The organism is Pseudomonas sp. ACN5 (genome assembly GCF_002303975.1).
Taxonomy (GTDB): domain Bacteria; phylum Pseudomonadota; class Gammaproteobacteria; order Pseudomonadales; family Pseudomonadaceae; genus Aquipseudomonas; species Aquipseudomonas laurylsulfatiphila.
On sequence record NZ_MRCP01000010.1, the window covers coordinates 50,824 to 71,906 of the forward strand.

Sequence of the window (21,083 nt, forward strand, 5' to 3'; positions counted from 1 at the left end):
AACCTTTCGCTAACCTTTCAGCGGGCTTTCACGGTTTTTCGGGCTTCACAGCGGTGATTGCGGCTGTAAACTCCGCGCCAAAGAATGGCGTCGGCCATCCCTGAACGAGGTATAGATCCATGCGTGTCCTGCTCGTCGAAGACCATTTGCAGCTCGCCGAAAGTGTCGCCCAGGCGCTCAAGAGCACCGGGCTGACCGTGGACGTCCTGCACGATGGCGTGGCCGCCGACCTGGCGCTGGGCAGCGAGGAATACGCCATGGCGATCCTCGATGTCGGCTTGCCGCGCATGGATGGTTTCGAAGTGCTGGCGCGCCTGCGGGCGCGGGGCAAGAACCTGCCGGTACTGATGCTGACCGCCCGCAGCGACGTCAAGGATCGGGTCCATGGCCTGAACCTCGGCGCCGACGATTACCTGGCCAAGCCGTTCGAACTGACCGAACTCGAAGCCCGGGTCAAGGCGTTGCTGCGCCGCAGTGTGCTGGGCGGTGAACGTATCCAGCGTTGTGGTGTGCTGGCCTATGACCTGGAAACCCGGCGTTTCACCCTCGGTGATGAATTGCTCACCCTGACCTCCCGCGAACAGGCGGTACTCGAAGCCCTGATCGCGCGCCCCGGGCGGGTGATGAGCAAGGAGCAACTGGCGTCGCAAGTGTTCGGTCTGGATGAAGAGGCCAGTCCCGATGCGATCGAAATCTACGTGCACCGCCTGCGCAAGAAACTGGATGGCCAGCCGGTCGCCATCGTGACCTTCCGTGGCCTCGGTTACTTGCTGGAAAGCCGCGATGCATAAGCCCAGCAGCCTGCGCTGGCGGTTGTTGTGGAACCTGGCGCTGTTGCTGGTGGTGTTGATGCTGGCCAGCGGGTTGAGCGCCTACTGGAACGGTCGTGAAGCCGCCGACACGGCCTATGACCGGACCTTGCTGGCCTCGGCGCGCACCATCGCCGCCGGCGTCTCCCAGCGCGACGGCACCCTGAGTGCCGACGTGCCCTACGTGGCCCTCGATACCTTTGCCTACGACAGTGCCGGGCGAATTTTCTACCTGGTCAACGATATCAATCAGAAGCTGATTTCCGGTTACGAAAACCTGCCCGCGCCACCGCCGGGAACGCCGCGCACCGACGACTACCCGGCGCTGGCACGTTTCTACAACGCCCAGTACCGCGGGCAGAACGTGCGCGTGGTGAGCCTGCTCAAGCCCGTGAGCGAGCCCAACATGAACGGCATGGCGGAAATCCGCGTGGCCGAAACCGATGAGGCGCGCGTCAGCATGGCCCGCAGTCTGGCGGCGGATACCTTGCTGCGTCTGGGCATGCTGGCAATCGGTGCGTTGATGCTGGTGTGGTTTGCGGTGAGTGCCGCGTTGCGCCCGCTGGAGCGCTTGCGCACGGCGGTGGAAGAGCGCCAGCCGGACGATCTGCGCCCCTTGCCATTGGTGGAAGTGCAGCGCGAATTGTGGCCGCTGGTGCGCGCCCTCAATCACTTTACCGAGCGTCTACGAGGACAGTTCGAGAAGCAGGCGCAATTCATAGCCGACGCCGCCCACGAGCTGCGCACGCCATTGGCAGCCCTCAAGGCGAGACTGGAGTTGGGCATGCGCTCGGGCGAGCCCGAGACCTGGCGCAGCACGCTGGAGACCGCCGCCCAGGGCACTGATCGCTTGACCCATCTGGCCAATCAGCTGCTTTCCCTGGCACGGGTCGAAAATGGCGCCCGGGCGATTGCCGAGGGGGGCGCGCAGTTGCTCGACCTCAGTCAATTGGCCCGGGAACTGGGCATGGCCATGGCGCCGTTGGCCCACAAGCGCGGCATCGCGCTGGCGCTGGAAGCGGATGAACCGGTCTGGTTGCGGGGCGAGCCGACGCTATTGAACGAACTGCTGAGCAATCTGGTGGATAACGCCCTGGCTCATACCCCGCCAGGCGGCAACGTGATTCTGCGGGTCTCGGCCCCCGCCGTGCTGGAAGTCGAAGATGATGGCCCCGGCATTCCTCTTGAGGAGCGCGACCGGGTATTCGAACGCTTTTACCGGCGCAATCAGCAAGTGGCCGGTTCAGGGTTGGGGTTGGCGATTGTCGGCGAGATCTGCCGCGCGCATCTGGCGCAGATCAGCCTGCACGATGGTGAGCGGGCGGGGTTGAAGGTGCGGGTGAGTTTTGTTGCGGGGGAGTGATGCAGCGTCTGTTCAGGCCCCTTCGCGAGCAAGCCCGCTCCCACAGGGATTTGTGGTGTTGCATAGATCCAATGTGGGAGCGGGCTTGCTCGCGAAGGGGGCGACGCGGTCTTTGATCAGTAAAACATCGTGCGGGTTTCTTCCAGGTCGGCGCACATCGCCTCATCGTCGATGTCGATGCCAATTGCATGGAAGGCCGGCACGCTCAACGGATCAATAGGAGCGAACGGATGGTCGGTGTCCTTGTGGCAATACAGGCTGGCCACCTGCACCAGATCCACATAGTCGACCTGCGCCGACTGGCGTTTGAAATTCAGGTAGAGCTGCGGTACCTGCACCAGCATGTCGGGAAAGTCCCAGACCTTGAGCAGTTTTTTGCCGATCACGGGATGAATCCGGTCGATCACATGGTTGAGGCTGACCGGGTCGGACAGCAGTTCATAGTGATCTTCGGCGTAGGTCAGGATCGGCAGTACGCCGATCTGATGCACCAGCCCGCCAAGGGCGGCCTGGTCGGGCTTGAGCCGGGTGTAACTGCGGCACAGGGCATAGCTGACGCCGGCAATTTCCAGGCTTTTGCGCCAGACTTCGCGCATTTTCTGTTCCACCACGTCGGAGCGGGCGTGGAAAATCTGCTCCATGACCAGGCCGATCGCCAGGTTGCAGCTGTAGTTGATGCCCAGGCGAGTGATCGCGGTGTGCAGGTCAGTCACTTCCTGGGTCGCGCGCAACAGCGGGCTGTTGACCACTTTGATCAGGCGCGCCGACAGCGCGGTATCACGGCCGATCACTTTGCTCAGGGTACTGACGCTGACTTCCGGGTTTTCCGCGGCCTTGCGAATTTGCAGGGCCACTTCCGGTAACGTTGGCAGAACCAGGTCATCGTTATTGATGGCCTCAACCAAATCCTGTTGGACCTTTTCCGCCAGTTCGCTCATTGAGTCTCTCTAGTGCTGCCGTTATTGCTGGATTTCGCGATCGCGATCCAGTTCATAAGGCAGGTCGAGCAGCTGCAAGGACGGCCCTTCGAGCGCCCCCAGGTGGATGTCTCCACTGTCTGCCGCTTCGGCTTGCAACACCGCCAGGAGCTCAATGCCTTGCCCGGCGCGGGCAGCCAGCACCACTTCGCCGATAGAGCTGCCATGGGTCGGGGAGAACAGCGCCATACCCGGTTCCGGCAGCTCGCCGGCAGCCAGTTGCAGGCGATACAGGCGACGCTTGAGTTTGCCCAGGTACTGCATGCGCGCGACGATTTCCTGGCCGGTGTAGCAACCTTTCTTGAAGCTCACGCCGCCGACCGCTTGCAGGTTGAGCATCTGCGGGATGAACAACTCGCGGGTGCCGGGCATGACCTGGCCGATCCCGGCACGGACCTGGCCCAGCAACCATTGATTCAGGTCACCTTCGCTCAGCACCGCCGACAGCTTGCCTTTGACTGCATCGGCAAGACTGGCGGCAACCCACAACTCGGCGCGTTGCGGCGAAACACGGATGGCGATCAGCCCGTCGTTGCGCACCACGCTGTCGGTTTCTGCCGGCAGGTCCAGGCCGAGGCTGGCCAGTGCGGCGTCGCCGTGGTCAATGCCGAAGCGGACCCAGGCGGCACTCTCGTCGGTCAGTTTCGATTTGGAAAACACCGCGTACTTTTTCAGGTCCGCCAGTTGCGGTTCGAGCAATTCGCTGGCCATGGCCAGGACCACGCCGTCACCCTCGAGCAGGATGCGAAAGCTCGATTGCATCCGGCCTTTCTGCGTGCAGCGCGCGCCGAGGCTGGCCCGGGAATCGCTCAGGTAGTTGAGATTGCAGGTCAGTTGGCCTTGCAGGAATTTGCTGGCGTCCGCGCCGCGGACCGCGAGAACACCTTCATGAGAAAGCGTGCAGAAAAAAGCAGAATCGGCCATGGGTCATCGCAGGGTAAAAAGTCTGGTGGACATCATAAGGGGCCGCCTTCGAAATGGGTAGTTCACAAAGGATCACCGGTGCCCGACCAAAGCCGACTGTTCGACGGTGCGCGGGCCTGTATACTTGCGGCCTATTTGAGGAGCGCTCCATGGTCGAAGATGTTGAACTGAACCGCCTCTTTTGGCACAGCCGCCGTGGCATGCTTGAGCTTGACGTGTTGCTGGTGCCGTTCACGAAAGAGGTTTACGCAACGCTCAACGAGGTGGATCGCGCGTTGTACGTCCGACTGCTGACGTGTGAGGATCAGGACATGTTCGGCTGGTTCATGGAACGCAGCGAATCGGAAGATCCCGAGCTGCAACGCATGGTTCGCATGATTCTGGATCGTGTCCAGCCCAAGTAATTCGTTCGAATGCCGCTGGCATGCCTCACGGCAGTTGCTGGCGGCGTATCTGCTGGCCCAGCTGTTCGCGCTGGGTTCGTTGTTTTTACTGTCGATTCCGCTCTGGGCCAGTTCGCTCGGCGTTGTGCTGTGCGTGGCTCACGGTGTCTGGCTGTTGCCCCGGGGGATTCTGTTGACACACCCGCAGGCCATTTGCGGCTTGCGGCGCGATGCCGATGGTTGGCAATTGTGGAGCCGGGCCAAGGGTTGGCAGCCCGTGCAGCTGAGGCCGGACAGCCTGGCGCTGCCGTTGGTGGTGGTCTTGCGTTTCCGTCTGCGGGGCGAGCGCCGGGTCAGGGCCATTTGCGTGCCCCGGGATGCGCAGGCGGCGGATGTGCACCGACGCCTGCGGGTCCGGCTCAAATTCAGCCGACGTAGGTGGGCGGCACCAGAATAGTGTCCAGCGCGACCGGCAACATGTCCGGGTAGTCGAGGGTGTAATGCAGGCCACGGCTTTCCTTGCGCTCCATGGCTGACAGAATCATCAGCTCGGCCACCTGGGCCAGGTTGCGCAGCTCGATCAGATCCCGGCTGACCTTGTAGTTGCTGTAGAACTCGTCGATTTCATCCAGCAACAGTTGCACGCGGTGTTGTGCCCGTTGCAGGCGTTTGTTGGTGCGCACGATACCAACGTAGTCCCACATGAACCGCCGCAGCTCATCCCAGTTGTGCGCAATGATCACGTCTTCATCGGAATCGGTAACCTGGCTCGCATCCCAGGCGGGAAGGGGGGCGGGCATTGGAACCCGGGGCAACTGTTCGAGAATGTCCGCGGCCGCCGAGCGGGCATAAACGAAACATTCAAGCAGTGAGTTGCTGGCCATGCGGTTGGCGCCGTGCAGGCCGGTGAAACTGGTTTCGCCAATGGCGTACAGCCCCGGCACGTCGGTGCGGCCCTGTTGGTCGACCATCACGCCACCGCAGGTGTAGTGCGCCGCCGGGACCACCGGAATCGGCTGTTTGGTGATGTCGATGGAAAATTCCAGGCAGCGTTCGTACACCGTCGGGAAGTGCGTCTTGATAAAGGATTCGGGCTTGTGGCTGATGTCCAGATAGACGCAATCGATACCCAGGCGTTTCATTTCATGGTCGATGGCCCGGGCGACGATGTCCCGTGGCGCCAGTTCTGCCCGTGGATCGAAGCGCTGCATGAAGCGCTCGCCGTTGGGCAGCTTGAGGTGGGCACCCTCGCCGCGCAGGGCTTCGGTGATCAGGAAGCTCTTGGCCTGCGGGTGATACAGGCAGGTGGGGTGAAACTGGTTGAACTCCAGGTTCGCCACCCGGCAGCCTGAGCGCCAGGCCATGGCGATGCCATCGCCGCAGGCGCCGTCGGGGTTACTGGTGTACAGGTAAACCTTGGCCGCTCCCCCGGAGGCGAGGATCACAAAGCGGGCGCCATAGGTATCGACTTCGCCGGTGCCGCGATTGAGCACATAAGCACCGAGGCAGCGATCACCTTCGAGTCCCAGGCGTTTCTCGGTGATCAGGTCTACCGCAACCCGCTGCTCCAGCAGTTCGATGTTCGGTCGTTTCCTGGCCTGCTCGAGCAGGGTTGTGAAAATGGCAGCGCCCGTGGCATCGGCGGCGTGGATGATGCGCCGATGGCTGTGACCGCCTTCGCGGGTCAGGTGGAACTCGAACCCGCCATCTTCATTGCCCGACTGTTCATCGCGGGTAAAAGGCACGCCCTGGTCGATCAGCCATTGAATCGCTTCCTTGCTGTGCTCGACGGTAAAGCGCACCGCGTCTTCATGGCACAGGCCGCCGCCGGCATTGAGCGTGTCATCGACATGGGATTCAACGGTGTCGGTGTCGTCCAGCACGGCGGCAACGCCACCCTGGGCCCAGAACGTCGAGCCATTGGCGAGGTTGCCTTTGCTCAATACGGCAATGCGCAAATGACCGGGCAAGGTCAGCGCAAGGCTCAAGCCGGCAGCACCGCTGCCAATTACCAGAACATCGTGTTGAAACTGTTGGCTCATTTCAGGATTCCGCTCAAAGCGACCCGGGTCGGGGGTGGCGCAGCTGGATTGGCGAGTCAGGTCAGCCGCACAGCCCACTAGTATATAGAGGGGGGGGACGGCACAATACCCGAGCCAGCATGGCATTGTGAAACTACTGTGACGCAAAATGTCGGGCGCTTCGTCGGATGTTTTTCTGCCCGTTGCGCGCGAGAACGACTGTATCGCCGATTTAACAGTCTTTTTCGCTTCACGGTTGCACAATGTCGGTTCGGCGCAGCTATAAATATTTGGAACTTTTGCCAAAGTGCCAAGATCAATAGACCGTTGCCTGAAACAAGGGACAGCGTCGGATTCAGTACAGGATTGCAGTTCGATCCCTGGCGAAGAATCCGATGACAAGATTATTCGCGCAGCCGGGCCCACTCGCGCTGCGCTTTTCGTGCGTGCCAAATCAGAGCCCGCAGGAAACTTGCCTGGAGGGGGAGAACTTTTGCGAAAAGCCCGAGTCTATGTTTGCAAGTCTGGTGGTTTACTTCTGCAAGCCTCCTCCGAGCTCATCGAGGAGTGTTCATGCTAACCCAGGAAGAGGATCAGCAACTGGTCGAACGCGTTCAGCGCGGCGACAAGCGTGCTTTCGATCTGCTAGTGCTGAAATACCAGCACAAAATTCTCGGGTTGATCGTGCGTTTTGTGCACGACACCCATGAAGCCCAGGATGTGGCACAAGAAGCCTTTATCAAGGCGTACCGTGCACTTGGAAATTTTCGCGGAGACAGCGCGTTTTATACGTGGCTTTACCGCATCGCCATCAACACGGCGAAAAACTATCTGGTTTCACGCGGCCGTCGGCCGCCGGATAGCGATGTCAGTTCCGAAGATGCAGAGTTCTACGATGGCGATCATGGCCTCAAGGATCTCGAGTCGCCAGAACGGGCTTTGCTGCGGGATGAGATCGAAGGCACTGTCCATCGAACCATTCAGCAACTGCCGGAAGATTTGCGTACGGCTTTAACTTTACGTGAGTTTGATGGTCTGAGTTACGAGGACATTGCGAGCGTCATGCAATGTCCGGTAGGCACCGTGCGCTCCCGGATTTTCCGCGCCCGGGAGGCCATCGACAAAGCCCTGCAGCCGTTGTTGCAGGAAAACTAAAGACAGCGGCGACAGCCAAGAGAGGAACGCCATGAGTCGTGAAGCCCTGCAGGAATCGCTGTCCGCAGTGATGGATAACGAAGCGGACGAATTGGAATTGCGTCGGGTATTGAATGCCTGCGACGATGTTGAAACCCGTGAAACCTGGGCTCGTTATCAGATCGCTCGGGCAGTGATGCACAAGGATCTGCTGCTTCCACGCCTGGACATCGCTGCGGCTGTTTCTGCTGCCCTGGCTGACGAGGCCTCACCGGCAAAAGCTTCCCGCGGTCCATGGCGCAGCCTGGGTCGTCTGGCGGTCGCAGCTTCTGTGACCCTGGCGGTACTGGCCGGTGTGCGTCTGTACAACCAGGATGAGATCGCCGGTACCGAACTGGCCCAGCAATCCAGTCAACCCGCACTGGCCGCTCCTCAAGTAAAAGGCCCTGCTGTTCTGGCAGGCTACAATGAGAGTTCGGAAGCTACAGGCCCAATGGCCAATGGCGTTTTGCAAGGTCAGCCAGGCTGGCACGATCAGCGTCTGCCAGGCTACTTGCGCCAACATGCACAGCAGGCTGCACTGAAAGGTACTGAGAGCGCTCTGCCTTACGCTCGTGCGGCAAGTCTGGAAAACCGTTAAGGAGGATCATGCGCGCCATACCTCTACTTTCGCTTCTGCTCAGCGGCTGGTTCATCGTTCCAGCCCAAGCTGATGATGCCCAGGACTGGTTGACCCGCCTGGGCCAGGCAGAGCAGCAGCAAAGCTTTCAGGGTACTTTCGTCTACGAGCGTAACGGTAGTTTTTCTACCCATAACATCTGGCACCTCGTCCAGGATGGAAAGGTCCGCGAGCGATTGATCCAGCTCGACGGCTCCGCTCAGGAAGTCGTTCGCATTGATGGGCATACTCAATGCGTCAGCGGCACACTGATAGCAGGGCTGGGGGACTCCCCCAACTCCGCTGCCCGTGCACTCGATCCTCAAAAGCTCAAGAATTGGTATGACCTCGCCGTCATCGGCAAGTCGCGTGTTGCCGGGCGTTCGGCGGTGATCGTATCGCTGAAACCCCGGGATCAACACCGCTACGGTTTTGAATTGCATCTGGACAAAGAAACCGGCCTGCCTCTGAAGTCTTTGTTATTGGACGACAAGGGGCGGTTGCTGGAGCGCTTCCAGTTCACGCAACTGGATACGGCCGACGTTCCTTCCGAAAAGGATCTGCAGGCCAGCGATGATTGCAAGCCAGTCAACCTCGACAGTGACAAGGCTTCTGCCGTCAAGACTGCCCAGGTCTGGCATTCCGACTGGTTGCCTCCCGGCTTCGAGCTGACCAGCAGTACCGCTCGCAAGGATCCGCAGACCAAGACCCAGGTCAATAGCCTGATGTACGACGATGGTCTGGCGCGTTTTTCGGTATTCCTCGAACCGTTGAATGGCGCAACCGTCACCGATACCCGTACTCAGTTGGGGCCGACCGTTGCGGTTTCCCGGCGCTTGACCACGGCACAAGGCGACATGATGGTGACCGTCGTCGGCGAGATACCGGTAGGTACTGCTGAACGGATAGCGCTTTCAATGCGCACCGACGCCACTGCAACCAAGCAGTGAGCTAAATTCGAAATGTTTCGTGAGCATTTCAATTTGCAAAAAACCCTTAAATTTCTTATAGGTCAGAGCCCCTCGGCTCTGGCCTTGTTTGTTGTTCCCGGAACAAAAATACCGGCGTATTGTTCCCGGTGTTCCTTGCTCCATATCGCTTAACCCTGCTCGTCGTAACGGGAGCCGTATGTCGATACCACGCTTGAAGTCCTACCTTTCCATTATTGCCACCGTGCTGGTGCTCGGTCAGGCGGTCACCGCCCAAGCGGTCGAATTGCCTGACTTTACGCAACTGGTCGAACAAGCCTCGCCCGCGGTCGTGAACATCAGTACCACGCAAAAGCTGCCGGATCGCAAAGTCAGCCAGCAAATGCCCGACCTCGAAGGCCTGCCGCCAATGCTGCGCGAATTCTTCGAGCGGGGCATGCCGCCGCAATCGCGTTCTCCTCGTGACCGTCAGCGCGAGGCAACGTCCCTGGGCTCGGGTTTTATCATCTCGTCTGATGGCTACATCCTGACCAATAACCACGTGATCGCCGATGCAGACGAAATCCTCGTCCGTCTGGCCGATCGCAGCGAAATGAAGGCCAAGCTGGTCGGTACCGATCCACGTTCCGACGTGGCGCTGCTGAAAATCGAAGGCAAGGATCTGCCGGTGCTCAAACTCGGTAAATCCCAGGACCTGAAGGCTGGTCAGTGGGTGGTTGCTATCGGTTCGCCGTTCGGCTTTGACCACACGGTGACCCAGGGCATCGTCAGCGCCGTCGGTCGCAGCCTGCCGAACGAAAACTATGTGCCGTTCATCCAGACCGACGTGCCGATCAACCCAGGTAACTCGGGCGGCCCGCTGTTCAACCTCAACGGTGAAGTGGTCGGGATCAACTCGCAGATCTATACCCGCTCCGGCGGCTTCATGGGCGTGTCGTTTGCAATCCCGATCGACGTGGCCATGGACGTTTCCAATCAGCTGAAGTCCGGTGGCAAGGTCAGCCGTGGCTGGCTGGGCGTGGTGATTCAGGAAGTGAGCAAGGATCTCGCCGAGTCGTTTGGCCTGGAGAAACCGGCGGGTGCGCTGGTGGCTCAGATCCAGGATGATGGCCCGGCTGCCAAGGGTGGCCTGCAAGTGGGTGACGTGATCCTGAGCATGAACGGTCAGCCAATCGTCATGTCGGCCGACTTGCCGCACCTCGTTGGCGCATTGAAGGCTGGCGCCAAGGCTGATCTGGAAGTAATTCGTGACGGCAAGCGCAAAAATGTCGAGCTGACCGTCGGTGCCATACCGGATGAAGACAAGGAAATGGGCGCCGAGCCGAAATCCAGCATCGAGCGCAGCAGCAATCGCCTGGGTGTTTCCGTGGTCGAACTGACTGACGACCAGAAGAAAACCTACGACCTCAAAGGTGGTGTGGTGATCAAGGAAGTGCAGGACGGTCCTGCCGCCATGATCGGCCTGCAGCCGGGTGATGTGATCACCCACCTGAACAACCAGGCCATCGGTTCCGCCAAGGAGTTCGCGGACATCGCCAAGGCGCTGCCAAAGAACCGTTCGGTGTCGATGCGAGTACTGCGTCAAGGTCGTGCGAGCTTCATCACCTTCAAGCTGGCTGAATAACCCGGTTGATGGCTGAATAAAAAACCGCCTCGAAAGAGGCGGTTTTTTTATGTCCGGACTTTTTGTCTGCAAGGGCGTCAGCCCATCATGTCCTTGATCAAGCGCTCCTGTTCCATCAGCTCGCGTTGCCGCGCGTCGATCCGCGAAGACAGCGGGAAGTTGCTGCCGGCCTTGCGTTTGGCGAAGTCCAGTTGCTGAATGGCCTGTTTGTAGTCCCCGACCAGGGCAAAATATTCGGCGCGCGCCTGATGCAGGCCGATGATATTGCCCGACAGTCCGCGCGTCTCGGCAACCTGATACCACACGTCCGGGTCATCCGGCCGTGACTTGAGCAGGCTTTCGAGGGCTTTCTCCGCATCTGCGGTGCGGTTTTGCTTGAGCAGCAGGTCGACGCGCACCTGGTTCAGCGGGTAGTTGCCAGGGTACTGGGTCATCAAGCGGTCAACCCGGGACTGGGCATCCGCCAGGCGATTGTTGGTGATGTCCAGATCGACCTGAGCGAGGTTGTAGATGATTTCGTTAGGTGACTTGGCCAGCAACTGCTTGAGGTTCTCCCGTGCTTCGTTCAGTTGGCCGCCCTTGATCTGGGCGATCGCCAGGCCGTAGCGTGCCACGTCGTTTTTCGGGTTCTCGTCGAGTTGGGCGCGGAAGCGCTTGGCGCCCAGCCCCGGGGTTTCTTCATAGATCAGCTGTACGCGTGCGCGGATCAGCTGGTAGCGCATGCTGTCTTCAATGCCGCCCGTTGGAAACTGTTCGGCGCGGTTGCGGGTGTCGGCGATACGCGATTCGGTGACTGGGTGAGTCAGCAGGAACTCCGGTGGCTTGGCATCGTAGCGGTACTGACGCCCCAGGCGCTCGAACATGGTTGGCATCGAGCGGGGATCGTAACCGGCCTTTTCCAGATTGAGGAGGCCGATACGGTCGGCTTCCTGTTCGTTCTGGCGGGAGAATCGCCGCTGCTCCTGAATGGCTGCTGCCTGTGTGCCGGCAATGGCTGCGATCCCGGCGTCACCGCCACCTGCGGCCGCTACCACGATACCCGCCAGCAATGCAGCCATCATGGGGACTTGCATGCGTTTTTGTGCTTCGATACCCCGGGCAAAGTGGCGCTGCGACAAGTGAGCCAGTTCGTGCGCCAGTACCGAGGCGTATTCGCCTTCGGTCTGGGCGTTGAGGAACAAGCCACCGTTGACCCCGACGATCCCGCCCGGCGCCGCAAAGGCGTTGAGCTGCGGGCTGTTGATCAGGATGAATTCCAGGCGCCGGTCAGTGACCTGGCTGGTCTCCAGCAGGCGGTAAACGCTGGATTCCACGTAATTCTTGAGTTGCGGGTCGTTGAGTTGCGAAACCTGGCTGCGCAACATGGCCAGCCATGCGCGGCCGAGTTGGTATTCCTGTTGTGGCGAGACAATGGCAGAACTGGCGTCGCCGAGTGACGGCAGGTCGTCGGCGAAGCCCGGTGAGGCGAGCAGGCAAGCGAGCGTCAGCAGGGTAGGGCGCAAAAATGTCATGCACAAAGCCTTAGTCGACAAAGACCTTACTGTAGCCGGACACCGGCGTTGCGACCAGATATTCTAGGCAACTCAACCACCTGACCCGGAGTGATGCAATGACCGATGCTGTAGAGCATGACGTTGAACTGGACGCCAGCGGCCTGAATTGCCCGTTGCCGTTGCTCAAGGCCAAGATGGAGCTCAACCGGCTGGCCAGTGGCGCGGTGCTCAAGGTTATCGCCACCGATGCAGGTTCGCAGCGCGACTTTCGCACCTTTGCCCGATTGGCCGGTCATACCCTGCTTCGTGAAGAAGATGAAGCGGGTGTTTACCGCTACTGGTTGAAAAAAGCCTGAATTGTGCTGCGTTTGCTCCTAAGGATTATTGATGTTCAAAGTGTTACGCGACTGGATTCAGCGCTATTTTTCCGATGAAGAAGCGGTGGTGCTGGCTGTGCTGCTGTTTCTGGCGTTCACCGCCGTATTGACCCTGGGCGGCATGCTGGCGCCGGTGCTCGCCGGGATGGTGCTGGCGTACCTGATGCAGGGGCTGGTGGTGACGCTTGAGCGCCTGCGTGTGCCGGGCTGGGTCGCGGTGGGGTTGGTCTTTGCGTTGTTCATGGGGCTGTTGCTGGTGTTTATCGTGGTGGTCGTGCCGCTGCTGTGGCATCAACTGATCACCTTGTTCAACGAGTTGCCCGGCATGCTCGCCAAGTGGCAGTCACTGTTGCTGCTGCTGCCCGAGCGCTATCCGCATCTGGTGTCTGATGAGCAAGTACTGCGGGCCATTGAAGTGGCGCGCGGCGAAATCGGCAAGTTTGGTCAGTGGGCACTGACGTTCTCGCTGTCGAGCCTGCCCTTGCTGGTGAACATCATGATCTACCTGGTGCTGGTACCGATCCTGGTGTTTTTCTTCCTCAAGGACCGGGCCATGATCGGCCAGTGGGTGCGCGGTTACCTGCCCCGTGAGCGGGCGCTGATCACCCGGGTCGCCCATGAGATGAACCGGCAGATCGCCAACTACATTCGCGGCAAGGTCATCGAAATCTTTATCTGTGGTGGGGTGACCTACATCGCCTTTGTCGTGCTTGAACTCAACTACGCGGCGTTGCTGGCACTGCTGGTGGGGATTTCGGTGGTCGTGCCTTATGTCGGCGCCGTGGTGGTGACAGTACCCGTATTTCTGATTGCGCTGTTCCAGTGGGGCTGGAGCGATCAGTTCATCTACCTGATGGCGGTCTACGGAATCATCCAGACGCTCGATGGCAACGTGCTGGTGCCCTTGCTGTTCTCGGAGGCGGTCAACCTGCACCCGGTGGCGATCATCTGTGCGGTGCTGCTGTTTGGCGGGTTGTGGGGCTTCTGGGGGGTGTTCTTTGCGATTCCCCTGGCGACGCTGTTCAAGGCGGTGCTGGATGCCTGGCCGCGCAAGGAGCCGGAGGTGGCGCCGTTGCTTTGAATCTTCGGTGAGGCTGACGGCCTCTTCGCGGGCAAGCCCGCTCCCACATTGGACCTTGTTCGCCTGAACAACTCGGTCAACTGTGGGAGCGGGCTTGCCCGCGAAGGCGTCCGGATAGGCGCTATATGAATCAGGCTTTGTCGAGGGCCTGAGCCGCCGCCAGAACCGCATCCACATGCCCCGGCACCTTCACGCCACGCCACTCCTGGCGCAGCACGCCATTCTTGTCGATCAGGAACGTGCTGCGATCCACGCCCATGTATTCCTTGCCATACAGCTTTTTCAGCTTGATCACGTCGAACAGCTGGCAGATGGCTTCGTCCTTGTCGCTGATCAGCTCAAAGGGGAATTCCTGTTTGCACTTGAAGTTCTCGTGGGATTTCAGGCTGTCGCGAGATACGCCGAACACTTCGGTGTTGGCGGCCTTGAACGCGGCATACTGATCACGAAAGCCCTGGCCTTCGGTGGTGCAGCCCGGCGTGCTGTCCTTCGGATAGAAGTAGATCACCACCTGCTTGCCCTTCAGGCCTGCGAGGCTGACGGTCTGCCCGCTGGTGGCGGAGGCTTCGAAATCGGCAACCGGTTGGTCGATGGCAACGGCCATGGAAAGCTTCCTTACATTGGGTTCTGTGGGCGCCAGGGTTCGATCAGGGCGTCCAGGTTCAGTGCGTCGGCGAAATCCAGGAACTGATCGCGCAGCCAGCTGATCTGCACGCCGGCCGGCAAGGTCACGGTGAACGTGGCATTGAGCATGGTGCCTCCGGTCTGCGGGGCCTGATAGGTGTCGCAGGTCAGGTTTTCCAGCTCGACATTGTGGTCCATGAAGAACTGGCACAGCTCGTTGATGATGTCCGAGCGGTAGGCCGAGCTGACATAAGCGACGTACGGCAGGGCCTGGGGGCGGTTTTCCAGGGCGGCGCTGCGCACCACGTTGACCGTGAACGCATGCCGCTTGGCCAGCACTGGCAGGCTGCCTTCCAGGCGCGCCAGGGCATCCCAGCTACCGGAGATTTCCAGCACCAGGGCGCTGCATTCGCCATGACGGGTCAGGCGAGAGGTGACAACGGCGCAGCGGTTTTCATGGCTGGCGCGGCACAGGACGTTGGTCAGCTCCATGGGGTTGGCGCCGAGGGCACTGATAACAAGGAATTGTTCGCGAACTGTGGGGGTGGACATGCAGCATTCCTAAAGCGATGAGCGGTCGGTACGTCTAAGGGCTGATTGGTCGGGAGCGAGCCTGCGGATGCGAACTCAGAAAGTCCCGAGTGACAGATTGCGAACAGGCTCCGCCGGGGCGGGAGCGAGACGTGGCAACGCTGGATCAGGACTTGTGATGCCGAAAATGGAGGCTGAAACCCGACGGACGAGCTTGTCTGTAACGATCAAAGTCTGAAGGGTAGCGAAAACCGGCGCCAAGGGGAATGGCGGCAGCACAGTACTTCGCTTGTGCAAGCAACTTGGCGCCAGTACCATTACGGCTCTCTTTTTCCGGCAGGAGCGGTTTCATGATTGCGGGCAGTATGGTGGCACTGGTCACTCCCATGGATGCACAGGGGCGTCTTGACTGGGACAGCCTCAGCAAACTCGTGGACTTCCACCTTGAAAACGGCACCCATGCCATTGTCGCCGTCGGTACCACCGGCGAATCGGCCACCCTTGATGTCGATGAACACATCGCCGTCATCAAGGCGGTAGTCAAGCAGGTCAATGGCCGCATTCCGGTGATTGCCGGTACCGGCGCCAATTCGACCCGCGAAGCCGTCGAGTTGACCCGCAATGCCAAGGAAGCCGGCGCCGATGCCTGCCTGCTGGTCGTGCCGTACTACAACAAGCCGACCCAGGAAGGCCTGTATCTGCACTTCAAGCACATCGCCGAAGCGGTCGACATCCCGCAGATTCTCTATAACGTGCCCGGCCGCACCTCCTGCGACATGCAGGCCGAGACCGTGATCCGCCTGTCCACCGTGCCGAACATCATCGGTATCAAGGAAGCGACCGGCGACCTCAAGCGCGCCAAGGCCATCCTCGATGGCGTCAGCAAGGACTTCATCGTGCTGTCCGGCGATGATCCGACCGCGGTCGAGCTGATCCTGATGGGTGGCAAGGGCAACATCTCCGTCACCGCCAACGTCGCGCCGCGTGAAATGGCCGATCTGTGCGAGGCCGCCCTCAAGGGGGATGCCGAGACTGCACGGGCAATCAACGAAAAACTGATGCCGCTGCACAAGGACCTGTTCATCGAAGCCAACCCGATTCCGGTGAAGTGGGCTTTGGTCGAAATGGGCCTGATGCACGAAGGCATTCGCCTGCCGCTGACCTGGCTGAGCGCACCTTGTCACGAAACGCTCCGCACGGCCCTGCGCCAGTGCAGCGTCCTGGTTTAATTGAGGAAGTACAACGCATGAAGCGAATGGCCGGACTTTCCGCACTTGCCTTGATTATCTCCAGCACCAGTGGCTGCGGATGGATCTGGGGCCCGGAAGGTTATTTCCGTGACCGTGGTAGCGATTACCTGGAAGCGCAACAGACTGCACCGATGCAAATTCCGCCGGATATCCATACCGCCAAGCGTCTGGATCCGCTGTTGCCGATCCCGCGCAACGTGGCCGATGACACCGCCACGGGCGAATACGTCGTTCCTCGTCCCCAGCCGCTGACCGCGGCTGCCGACGCCAGTCCCTATTCGCTGCAGAAGAGCGGCGGCACCAGCTCCATCCTGGCGCAGAACCCGCCGGCCGAAATCTGGCCTGTGGCCGTTCAGTTCTTCCAGGACAACGGTTTCCGTCTGGATGAACAGCGCCCGCAAACCGGCGAATTCACCACGACCTGGCAGCATTCCGATGAACTGTCTGCGGCCATGGCCAAGCGCCTGGGCGCGGCCGGCGTCAGCACCGACAGCGAAACCCGCGTGCGGGTGCGCATCGAGCCGGGCGTGCAGCGCAACACCAGTGAAGTCTACGTGGTCAGCGCCGAGCGTCCTGCCGGCAGCACCGCCGATGTCGAGTTCACCAACCGTTCGGTCAACACTGGCCTGGACGCGGCACTGGTCGACGACATGCTCGCGAGCATGAGCCGTATCTCGGAGAAGGGCGGTTCTGTCTCCATGCTGGCTTCGCGTGATTTCGACGCGCCCAGCCGTGTCAGCCTGAGTGAAGACGGCAGCGGCAACCCTGTGCTGAACGTCGGTACCGACCTTGACCGTGCCTGGTCGAGCGTAGGTCGTGCGCTGGAACAAGGTGAGTGGCGCGTTGAAGACATCAACCGCAGCCTGGGCCTGTACTACATCAACCTGGCCGAAAAAGCCGAGAGCAAAGACGACAAGCCAGGCTTCCTCAGCGGCCTGTTCGGCAGTGCGCCGAGCAAGGAAGAGCTTGAAGCCCGTGCCGAGCGTTATCAGGTTCGCCTGAGCAAGGTTGGCGAGAACGTCCAGGTCACCGTCGAGAAGAACATCAACACCGTGGCGCCGGCAGATGTGGCGCGTAAAGTGTTGAGCAAGATTCAAGACAACCTGGGCTGATCCTATGCGTTTTGCCGTTCTCGGCAGCGGCAGTCAAGGGAACGGCACGCTGATAGCCAGCGCTGATACGTACGTGCTGGTGGATTGTGGTTTTTCCCTGCGGGAAACCAAAAAACGCCTGCTGCGACTGGGTGTGAACCCTGCGCAGCTGAGCGCGATACTTGTGACCCACGAACATGCCGACCACGTGCATGGCGTGGGTTTGCTGTCTCGGCGCTACAATCTGCCTGTCTACCTCAGTCGCGGGACCTTGCGCGGGATGCGCAAACCGATTGAACCCGCAGGCTTTCTGGCCGGCGGCGAGCAGTTGCAGATCGGCGACTTGAGCATCGGTGTCATTGCCGTGGCCCACGATGCACAGGAACCGACGCAGTATGTCTTCAGTGATGGTTCACGGCGTTTTGGCCTGTTGACCGACCTGGGCTCCTATTGCGACAAGGTACTGGACGGTTACCGGGACCTCGATGCATTGATGATCGAGTCCAACCATTGCAGGGACATGCTGGCTCGCGGTTATTACCCGTACTTTCTCAAGCAGCGGGTGGGCGGTGAACTGGGACATTTGAACAACCACCAGGCGGCATTCCTGGTGGCCGAGCTGGGCTGGAAGGACCTGCAACATCTGGTCCTGGCCCATCTGAGCAGCAAGAACAACCTGCCGCAGCTGGCCCGGCAATGTTTTGTCGACACCCTTGGGTGCGACCCGGACTGGCTGCAACTGGCCGATCAAGATTCAGGGCTCGACTGGCGTCACATCGCCTAGCCCATCTACTTAGCAAGCGGAGCCCATCATGGAAAAACGTGAAGAACTCTACCGCGGCAAAGCCAAGTCGGTTTACAAGACCGACGACGCTAACCGTTTGATCCTGCTGTTTCGCAACGACACTTCGGCGTTCGACGGCAAGCGTATCGAACAGCTCGACCGCAAGGGCATGGTGAACAACAAGTTCAACGCCTTCATCATGCAGAAGCTCGAAGCGGCCGGCGTGCCGACCCAGTTCGACAAACTGCTGGGCGACAACGAATGCCTGGTGAAGAAGCTCGACATGATCCCGGTCGAGTGCGTCGTGCGTAACTACGCCGCTGGCAGCCTGGTCAAGCGCCTGGGTGTCGAGGAGGGCATGAAGCTCAACCCTTACACCTTCGAACTGTTCCTGAAGGACGACGCCAAGGGCGACCCGTTCATCAACGAATCCCACGTCGTGGCTTTCGGTTGGGGCACCGCCGAGCAACTGGTTCGCATGAAAGAACTGTCGCTCAAGGTCAACGAAGTCCTGAGCAAACTGTTCGACGACGCCGGCCTGCTGCTGGTCGACTTCAAGCTGGAATTCGGCGTGTTCCACGATGGTTCCATCGTGCTGGGCGACGAGTTCAGCCCGGACGGCTGCCGTCTGTGGGACAAGGCTACCGGCAAGAAAATGGACAAGGACCGCTTCCGTCAGGGCCTCGGTGACGTCATCGAAGCCTACGAAGAAGTCGCCAACCGTCTGGGCGTACCGCTTTAACCGACGCAAGCATCTGAAAGCACAGAAATATTTCGCTTGGGGGGTTCGCTTCCGGCGAAAGTGTTGTTATGATGCGCGCCGTTGGAGAGATGCCAGAGTGGCCGAATGGGACGGATTCGAAATCCGTTGTACCTTCACCGGTACCTAGGGTTCGAATCCCTATCTCTCCGCCATTATTGAATACGACTAAGCCCCTGTAATCGTTGATTACAGGGGCTTTTTCGTTTCTGTCATATTGTTTAGGGCATTTCCAAGGCATAAAACATGCCCTGTATTCCGCTCTAGCCCGTTCTAAACCCCGGCATTTTCGAGACGATGCCCGCCATACTCTTGGAATCGCTTCTGGGCCATCGCTAGCGAAGATAGTCAACGCTAGCGATGGCTGAGTGCAATTTATAATTCAAAGCTTGCGAAATTGGTTTATTGGCTGGCAAGGGCGTGGAGCGCGACCCGCGAAGCGGCCAGGTCCCAAGCCGCGGTACCCACGCTTTTAAACACAACGGGGCGTGACAAATCGATTGGGCCGCGAATGGCTGCGGCCAGCGATCTGACTTGAGACCAATCCACTCCTGCCCGCAACAGGTCGCCTGCTTCGTGCTGCGCTCCGGCAGTATCGTCAGCATAGAGAACGCTACCGTCCAGAGTGACTTTGCCGAGCTCTGCCATCTCCGGTTTGAAAGCACCTACACCGATAATCAATCGACCAGGTTTGGCTAGCTCGTTGTAGACCGGCTCTGTGCTGGTGGTTACGGTGATTACCACATCCACGTCGGGAATGCTGTCGCCGTACGGTTGCAAATGCTCGTGCAGGTCTCGATTTTTGTTGCAAAAGTCTGCCGCCGTCTGCGCGTCAATGCCCTTTACCCACAGCTTGCATAGTGGGTAAAGGGCATTGATAGCTTGTACGTGATGACGTGCTTGTGCGCCGGTTCCGAACAGTAAGATCTGTTTCGGCTCACGCTTCAACAGTGTCCGAATCGCCAGGAGGGTTACTGCCGCAGTACGACGCCCGGTGACCTCTGGGCCGTCGAGCAAGCACTTTATTTGTCCGGTTACGGCATCACATACGGTTACCGTGCCGTTGATCGTGGGCAGCTGACGCTGCACATTCCCCGGCTGGACGTTTACTAGTTTGTGGATGCCGATGTCCTGAGCGGTGGCGGGCATGCTCAGCAAAACACCGCCGTCACCCAGGGGTACAACCAAGCGCTCAGGGCTCAGAATTGAACCAGCTTCCAGTTCGGTTGCGGCTTGGGCAATAGCGTCAACGAGTTTTTTGAAATCCAGCAGTGCCGCTGTCTGCGCTTGATCACAGACGGTAACTGCAAGGTTTTTCGGGGCGGCATTATTCGCCAGCATATTAGTCATTGAATATTCCTTTTGCTGAGATCAGTAGTAGCGGATGTCGGAAAGAAACAGCTGTGCGCGCAAGTGCGTTGATTAACGGCCTACGCCTGGCGCAGCCATCGCAGACAAGCCGTGTTCGTATGTGGCCTCAATGTAAAATTTGCGAAAGAAAGGCCTTGGCCCGCGCGCTGTTCGGGGCGCTGAAGAAGTCCTGAGGCGGTGCGTCCTCAATGATCTGGCCGCTGTCGAGAAACAGCACGCGCTCGGCCACTTGCCGGGCAAAGCCCATTTCGTGGGTCACGCAGAGCATGGTCATACCGCTGCCGGCCAGGTTAACCATCACATCCAACACTTCGCTTACCATCTCCGGGTCGAGCGCCGAGGTGGGTTCGTCGAACAACATGATTTTGGGTTCCATGCACAAAGCCCGGGCGATGGCCACGCGCTGTTGCTGGCCTCCCGAGAGCTGGCTTGGGTACTTGCCGGCCTGGCTGGCGATACCGACTTTTTGCAGGAAGTGCTGGGCCAGCTCCTCGGCCTTCTTGCGGCTCAGGCCACGCACCGAAATCGGGGCCAGGGTGCAGTTATCGAGCACACTCATGTGCGGGAACAGATTGAAATGCTGGAACACCATGCCTATTTCACTGCGGACCTTGGCGGCCTCGCGGTTGGTCTGGGCCAAGTCGGTGTCGTTGACCAGGATGCGGCCTTTTTCGGCGATTTCCAGGCGGTTGATGCAGCGGATAAGCGTCGATTTTCCGGAGCCGGAAGGCCCGCAGAGCACGATGCGCTCGCCTTCGCGCACTTTCAAATCGATGTTTTTCAGCACATGGAAGGCGCCATAGAACTTGTTCAGGCCGGCGATATCAACCACCACCTTACGGGTGTCCGGGCTTGCGGCGAACGGAGTGTCTACAAGGGCAGAGAGAGCATGCATGGTC

General features: G+C 59.8%; 22 protein-coding genes and 1 tRNA gene. 15 read left to right on the forward strand and 8 right to left on the reverse strand.

What is annotated here, in order from left to right; translation table 11 throughout:
- Positions 1–119 precede the first annotated feature (119 nt).
- A complete protein-coding gene (locus tag BSF40_RS19065; protein ID WP_095966275.1) occupies positions 120–791 on the forward strand; it encodes a response regulator in 672 nt (223 codons plus the stop codon).
- Entirely contained in the window at positions 784–2,172 is a 1,389-nt protein-coding gene (locus BSF40_RS19070; protein WP_095966276.1) for a sensor histidine kinase, read from the forward strand. Before BSF40_RS19065 ends, BSF40_RS19070 begins: the two co-directional genes overlap by 8 nt.
- Before the next feature lie 116 nt (positions 2,173–2,288).
- On the opposite strand, the gene BSF40_RS19075 is transcribed toward BSF40_RS19070, so the two are convergent.
- Together BSF40_RS19075 and BSF40_RS19080 are read right to left on the reverse strand one after the other, a co-directional pair.
- Positions 2,289–3,110 carry an HDOD domain-containing protein gene (locus BSF40_RS19075; protein ID WP_095966277.1) on the reverse strand — a complete coding sequence of 274 codons (822 nt, stop codon included), beginning with the start codon at positions 3,108–3,110 and terminating at the stop codon, positions 2,289–2,291.
- Between the two features lie 21 nt (positions 3,111–3,131).
- Complete coding sequence (locus tag BSF40_RS19080; protein ID WP_095966278.1) at positions 3,132–4,073, reverse strand: folate-binding protein YgfZ; 942 nt, start codon at positions 4,071–4,073, stop codon at positions 3,132–3,134.
- A 149-nt stretch (positions 4,074–4,222) separates the two neighbouring features.
- Here BSF40_RS19080 and BSF40_RS19085 point away from each other — a divergent pair, with 149 nt between their 5' ends.
- Positions 4,223–4,477, forward strand: coding sequence for a succinate dehydrogenase assembly factor 2 (locus BSF40_RS19085; RefSeq protein WP_007979797.1), 255 nt, complete (start codon positions 4,223–4,225; stop codon positions 4,475–4,477).
- Positions 4,461–4,913, forward strand: a complete 453-nt coding sequence (locus BSF40_RS19090; protein WP_095966279.1) for a protein YgfX — start codon at positions 4,461–4,463, stop codon at positions 4,911–4,913. Before BSF40_RS19085 ends, BSF40_RS19090 begins: the two co-directional genes overlap by 17 nt.
- Here BSF40_RS19090 and nadB read toward each other — a convergent pair.
- On the reverse strand, positions 4,882–6,498 hold the full coding sequence (nadB, locus tag BSF40_RS19095) for an L-aspartate oxidase (RefSeq protein ID WP_095966280.1): 1,617 nt from the start codon (positions 6,496–6,498) through the stop codon (positions 4,882–4,884). The genes BSF40_RS19090 and nadB overlap by 32 nt on opposite strands.
- A gap of 552 nt (positions 6,499–7,050) precedes the next feature.
- Between nadB and rpoE the strand changes: the two genes are divergently transcribed.
- The 4 genes from rpoE to BSF40_RS19120 all read left to right on the forward strand — a co-directional run bounded on the left by rpoE (position 7,051) and on the right by BSF40_RS19120 (position 10,822).
- On the forward strand, positions 7,051–7,632 hold the full coding sequence (gene rpoE / locus BSF40_RS19100) for an RNA polymerase sigma factor RpoE (protein WP_003172477.1): 582 nt from the start codon (positions 7,051–7,053) through the stop codon (positions 7,630–7,632).
- A 31-nt stretch (positions 7,633–7,663) separates the two neighbouring features.
- Positions 7,664–8,251: a sigma-E factor negative regulatory protein gene (locus tag BSF40_RS19105; protein ID WP_015093912.1), complete on the forward strand. Its 588-nt coding sequence runs from the start codon at positions 7,664–7,666 to the stop codon at positions 8,249–8,251.
- A gap of 8 nt (positions 8,252–8,259) precedes the next feature.
- Positions 8,260–9,219 (forward strand): MucB/RseB C-terminal domain-containing protein, encoded by a 960-nt coding sequence (locus BSF40_RS19110; protein WP_095966281.1) that lies wholly within the window; start codon positions 8,260–8,262, stop codon positions 9,217–9,219.
- Between the two features lie 178 nt (positions 9,220–9,397).
- Positions 9,398–10,822, forward strand: a complete 1,425-nt coding sequence (locus BSF40_RS19120; protein ID WP_095966283.1) for a DegQ family serine endoprotease — start codon at positions 9,398–9,400, stop codon at positions 10,820–10,822.
- Between the two features lie 77 nt (positions 10,823–10,899).
- Here BSF40_RS19120 and BSF40_RS19125 read toward each other — a convergent pair whose 3' ends face one another.
- Positions 10,900–12,333: a M48 family metalloprotease gene (locus BSF40_RS19125; RefSeq protein ID WP_095966284.1), complete on the reverse strand. Its 1,434-nt coding sequence runs from the start codon at positions 12,331–12,333 to the stop codon at positions 10,900–10,902.
- 98 nt (positions 12,334–12,431) lie between these two features.
- On the opposite strand from BSF40_RS19125, the gene BSF40_RS19130 reads away from it, so the two are divergent.
- Both BSF40_RS19130 and BSF40_RS19135 read left to right on the forward strand, forming a co-directional pair.
- Positions 12,432–12,671 (forward strand): sulfurtransferase TusA family protein, encoded by a 240-nt coding sequence (locus BSF40_RS19130; RefSeq protein ID WP_007979782.1) that lies wholly within the window; start codon positions 12,432–12,434, stop codon positions 12,669–12,671.
- 31 nt (positions 12,672–12,702) lie between these two features.
- Complete coding sequence (locus BSF40_RS19135; protein ID WP_095966285.1) at positions 12,703–13,773, forward strand: AI-2E family transporter; 1,071 nt, start codon at positions 12,703–12,705, stop codon at positions 13,771–13,773.
- A gap of 130 nt (positions 13,774–13,903) precedes the next feature.
- On the opposite strand, the gene BSF40_RS19140 is transcribed toward BSF40_RS19135, so the two are convergent.
- Complete coding sequence (locus BSF40_RS19140) at positions 13,904–14,377, reverse strand: peroxiredoxin (protein WP_095966286.1); 474 nt, start codon at positions 14,375–14,377, stop codon at positions 13,904–13,906.
- Between the two features lie 11 nt (positions 14,378–14,388).
- The gene (locus tag BSF40_RS19145) at positions 14,389–14,949 is read right to left on the reverse strand and encodes a glycine cleavage system protein R (RefSeq protein ID WP_007979776.1); all 561 of its coding nucleotides are present in this window, start codon (positions 14,947–14,949) and stop codon (positions 14,389–14,391) included.
- Between the two features lie 329 nt (positions 14,950–15,278).
- Here BSF40_RS19145 and dapA point away from each other — a divergent pair, with 329 nt between their 5' ends.
- The 5 genes from dapA (at position 15,279) to BSF40_RS19175 (ending at position 18,968) form a co-directional block, all read left to right on the forward strand.
- Complete coding sequence (gene dapA, locus BSF40_RS19155) at positions 15,279–16,157, forward strand: 4-hydroxy-tetrahydrodipicolinate synthase (protein WP_007979774.1); 879 nt, start codon at positions 15,279–15,281, stop codon at positions 16,155–16,157.
- A 17-nt stretch (positions 16,158–16,174) separates the two neighbouring features.
- Entirely contained in the window at positions 16,175–17,290 is a 1,116-nt protein-coding gene (gene bamC, locus BSF40_RS19160; protein WP_095966287.1) for an outer membrane protein assembly factor BamC, read from the forward strand.
- A gap of 4 nt (positions 17,291–17,294) precedes the next feature.
- The gene (locus tag BSF40_RS19165; protein WP_095966288.1) at positions 17,295–18,053 is read left to right on the forward strand and encodes an MBL fold metallo-hydrolase; all 759 of its coding nucleotides are present in this window, start codon (positions 17,295–17,297) and stop codon (positions 18,051–18,053) included.
- 28 nt (positions 18,054–18,081) lie between these two features.
- Positions 18,082–18,795 carry a phosphoribosylaminoimidazolesuccinocarboxamide synthase gene (gene purC, locus BSF40_RS19170; RefSeq protein WP_007944067.1) on the forward strand — a complete coding sequence of 238 codons (714 nt, stop codon included), beginning with the start codon at positions 18,082–18,084 and terminating at the stop codon, positions 18,793–18,795.
- Between the two features lie 83 nt (positions 18,796–18,878).
- A tRNA-Ser gene (locus tag BSF40_RS19175) sits at positions 18,879–18,968 on the forward strand.
- Positions 18,969–19,215: 247 nt separating this feature from the next.
- Here BSF40_RS19175 and lhpI read toward each other — a convergent pair.
- Entirely contained in the window at positions 19,216–20,163 is a 948-nt protein-coding gene (lhpI, locus tag BSF40_RS19180; protein WP_095966289.1) for a bifunctional Delta(1)-pyrroline-2-carboxylate/Delta(1)-piperideine-2-carboxylate reductase, read from the reverse strand.
- A 127-nt stretch (positions 20,164–20,290) separates the two neighbouring features.
- Positions 20,291–21,079, reverse strand: coding sequence for an amino acid ABC transporter ATP-binding protein (locus tag BSF40_RS19185; protein ID WP_095966290.1), 789 nt, complete (start codon positions 21,077–21,079; stop codon positions 20,291–20,293).
- Positions 21,080–21,083: the final 4 nt, after the last annotated feature.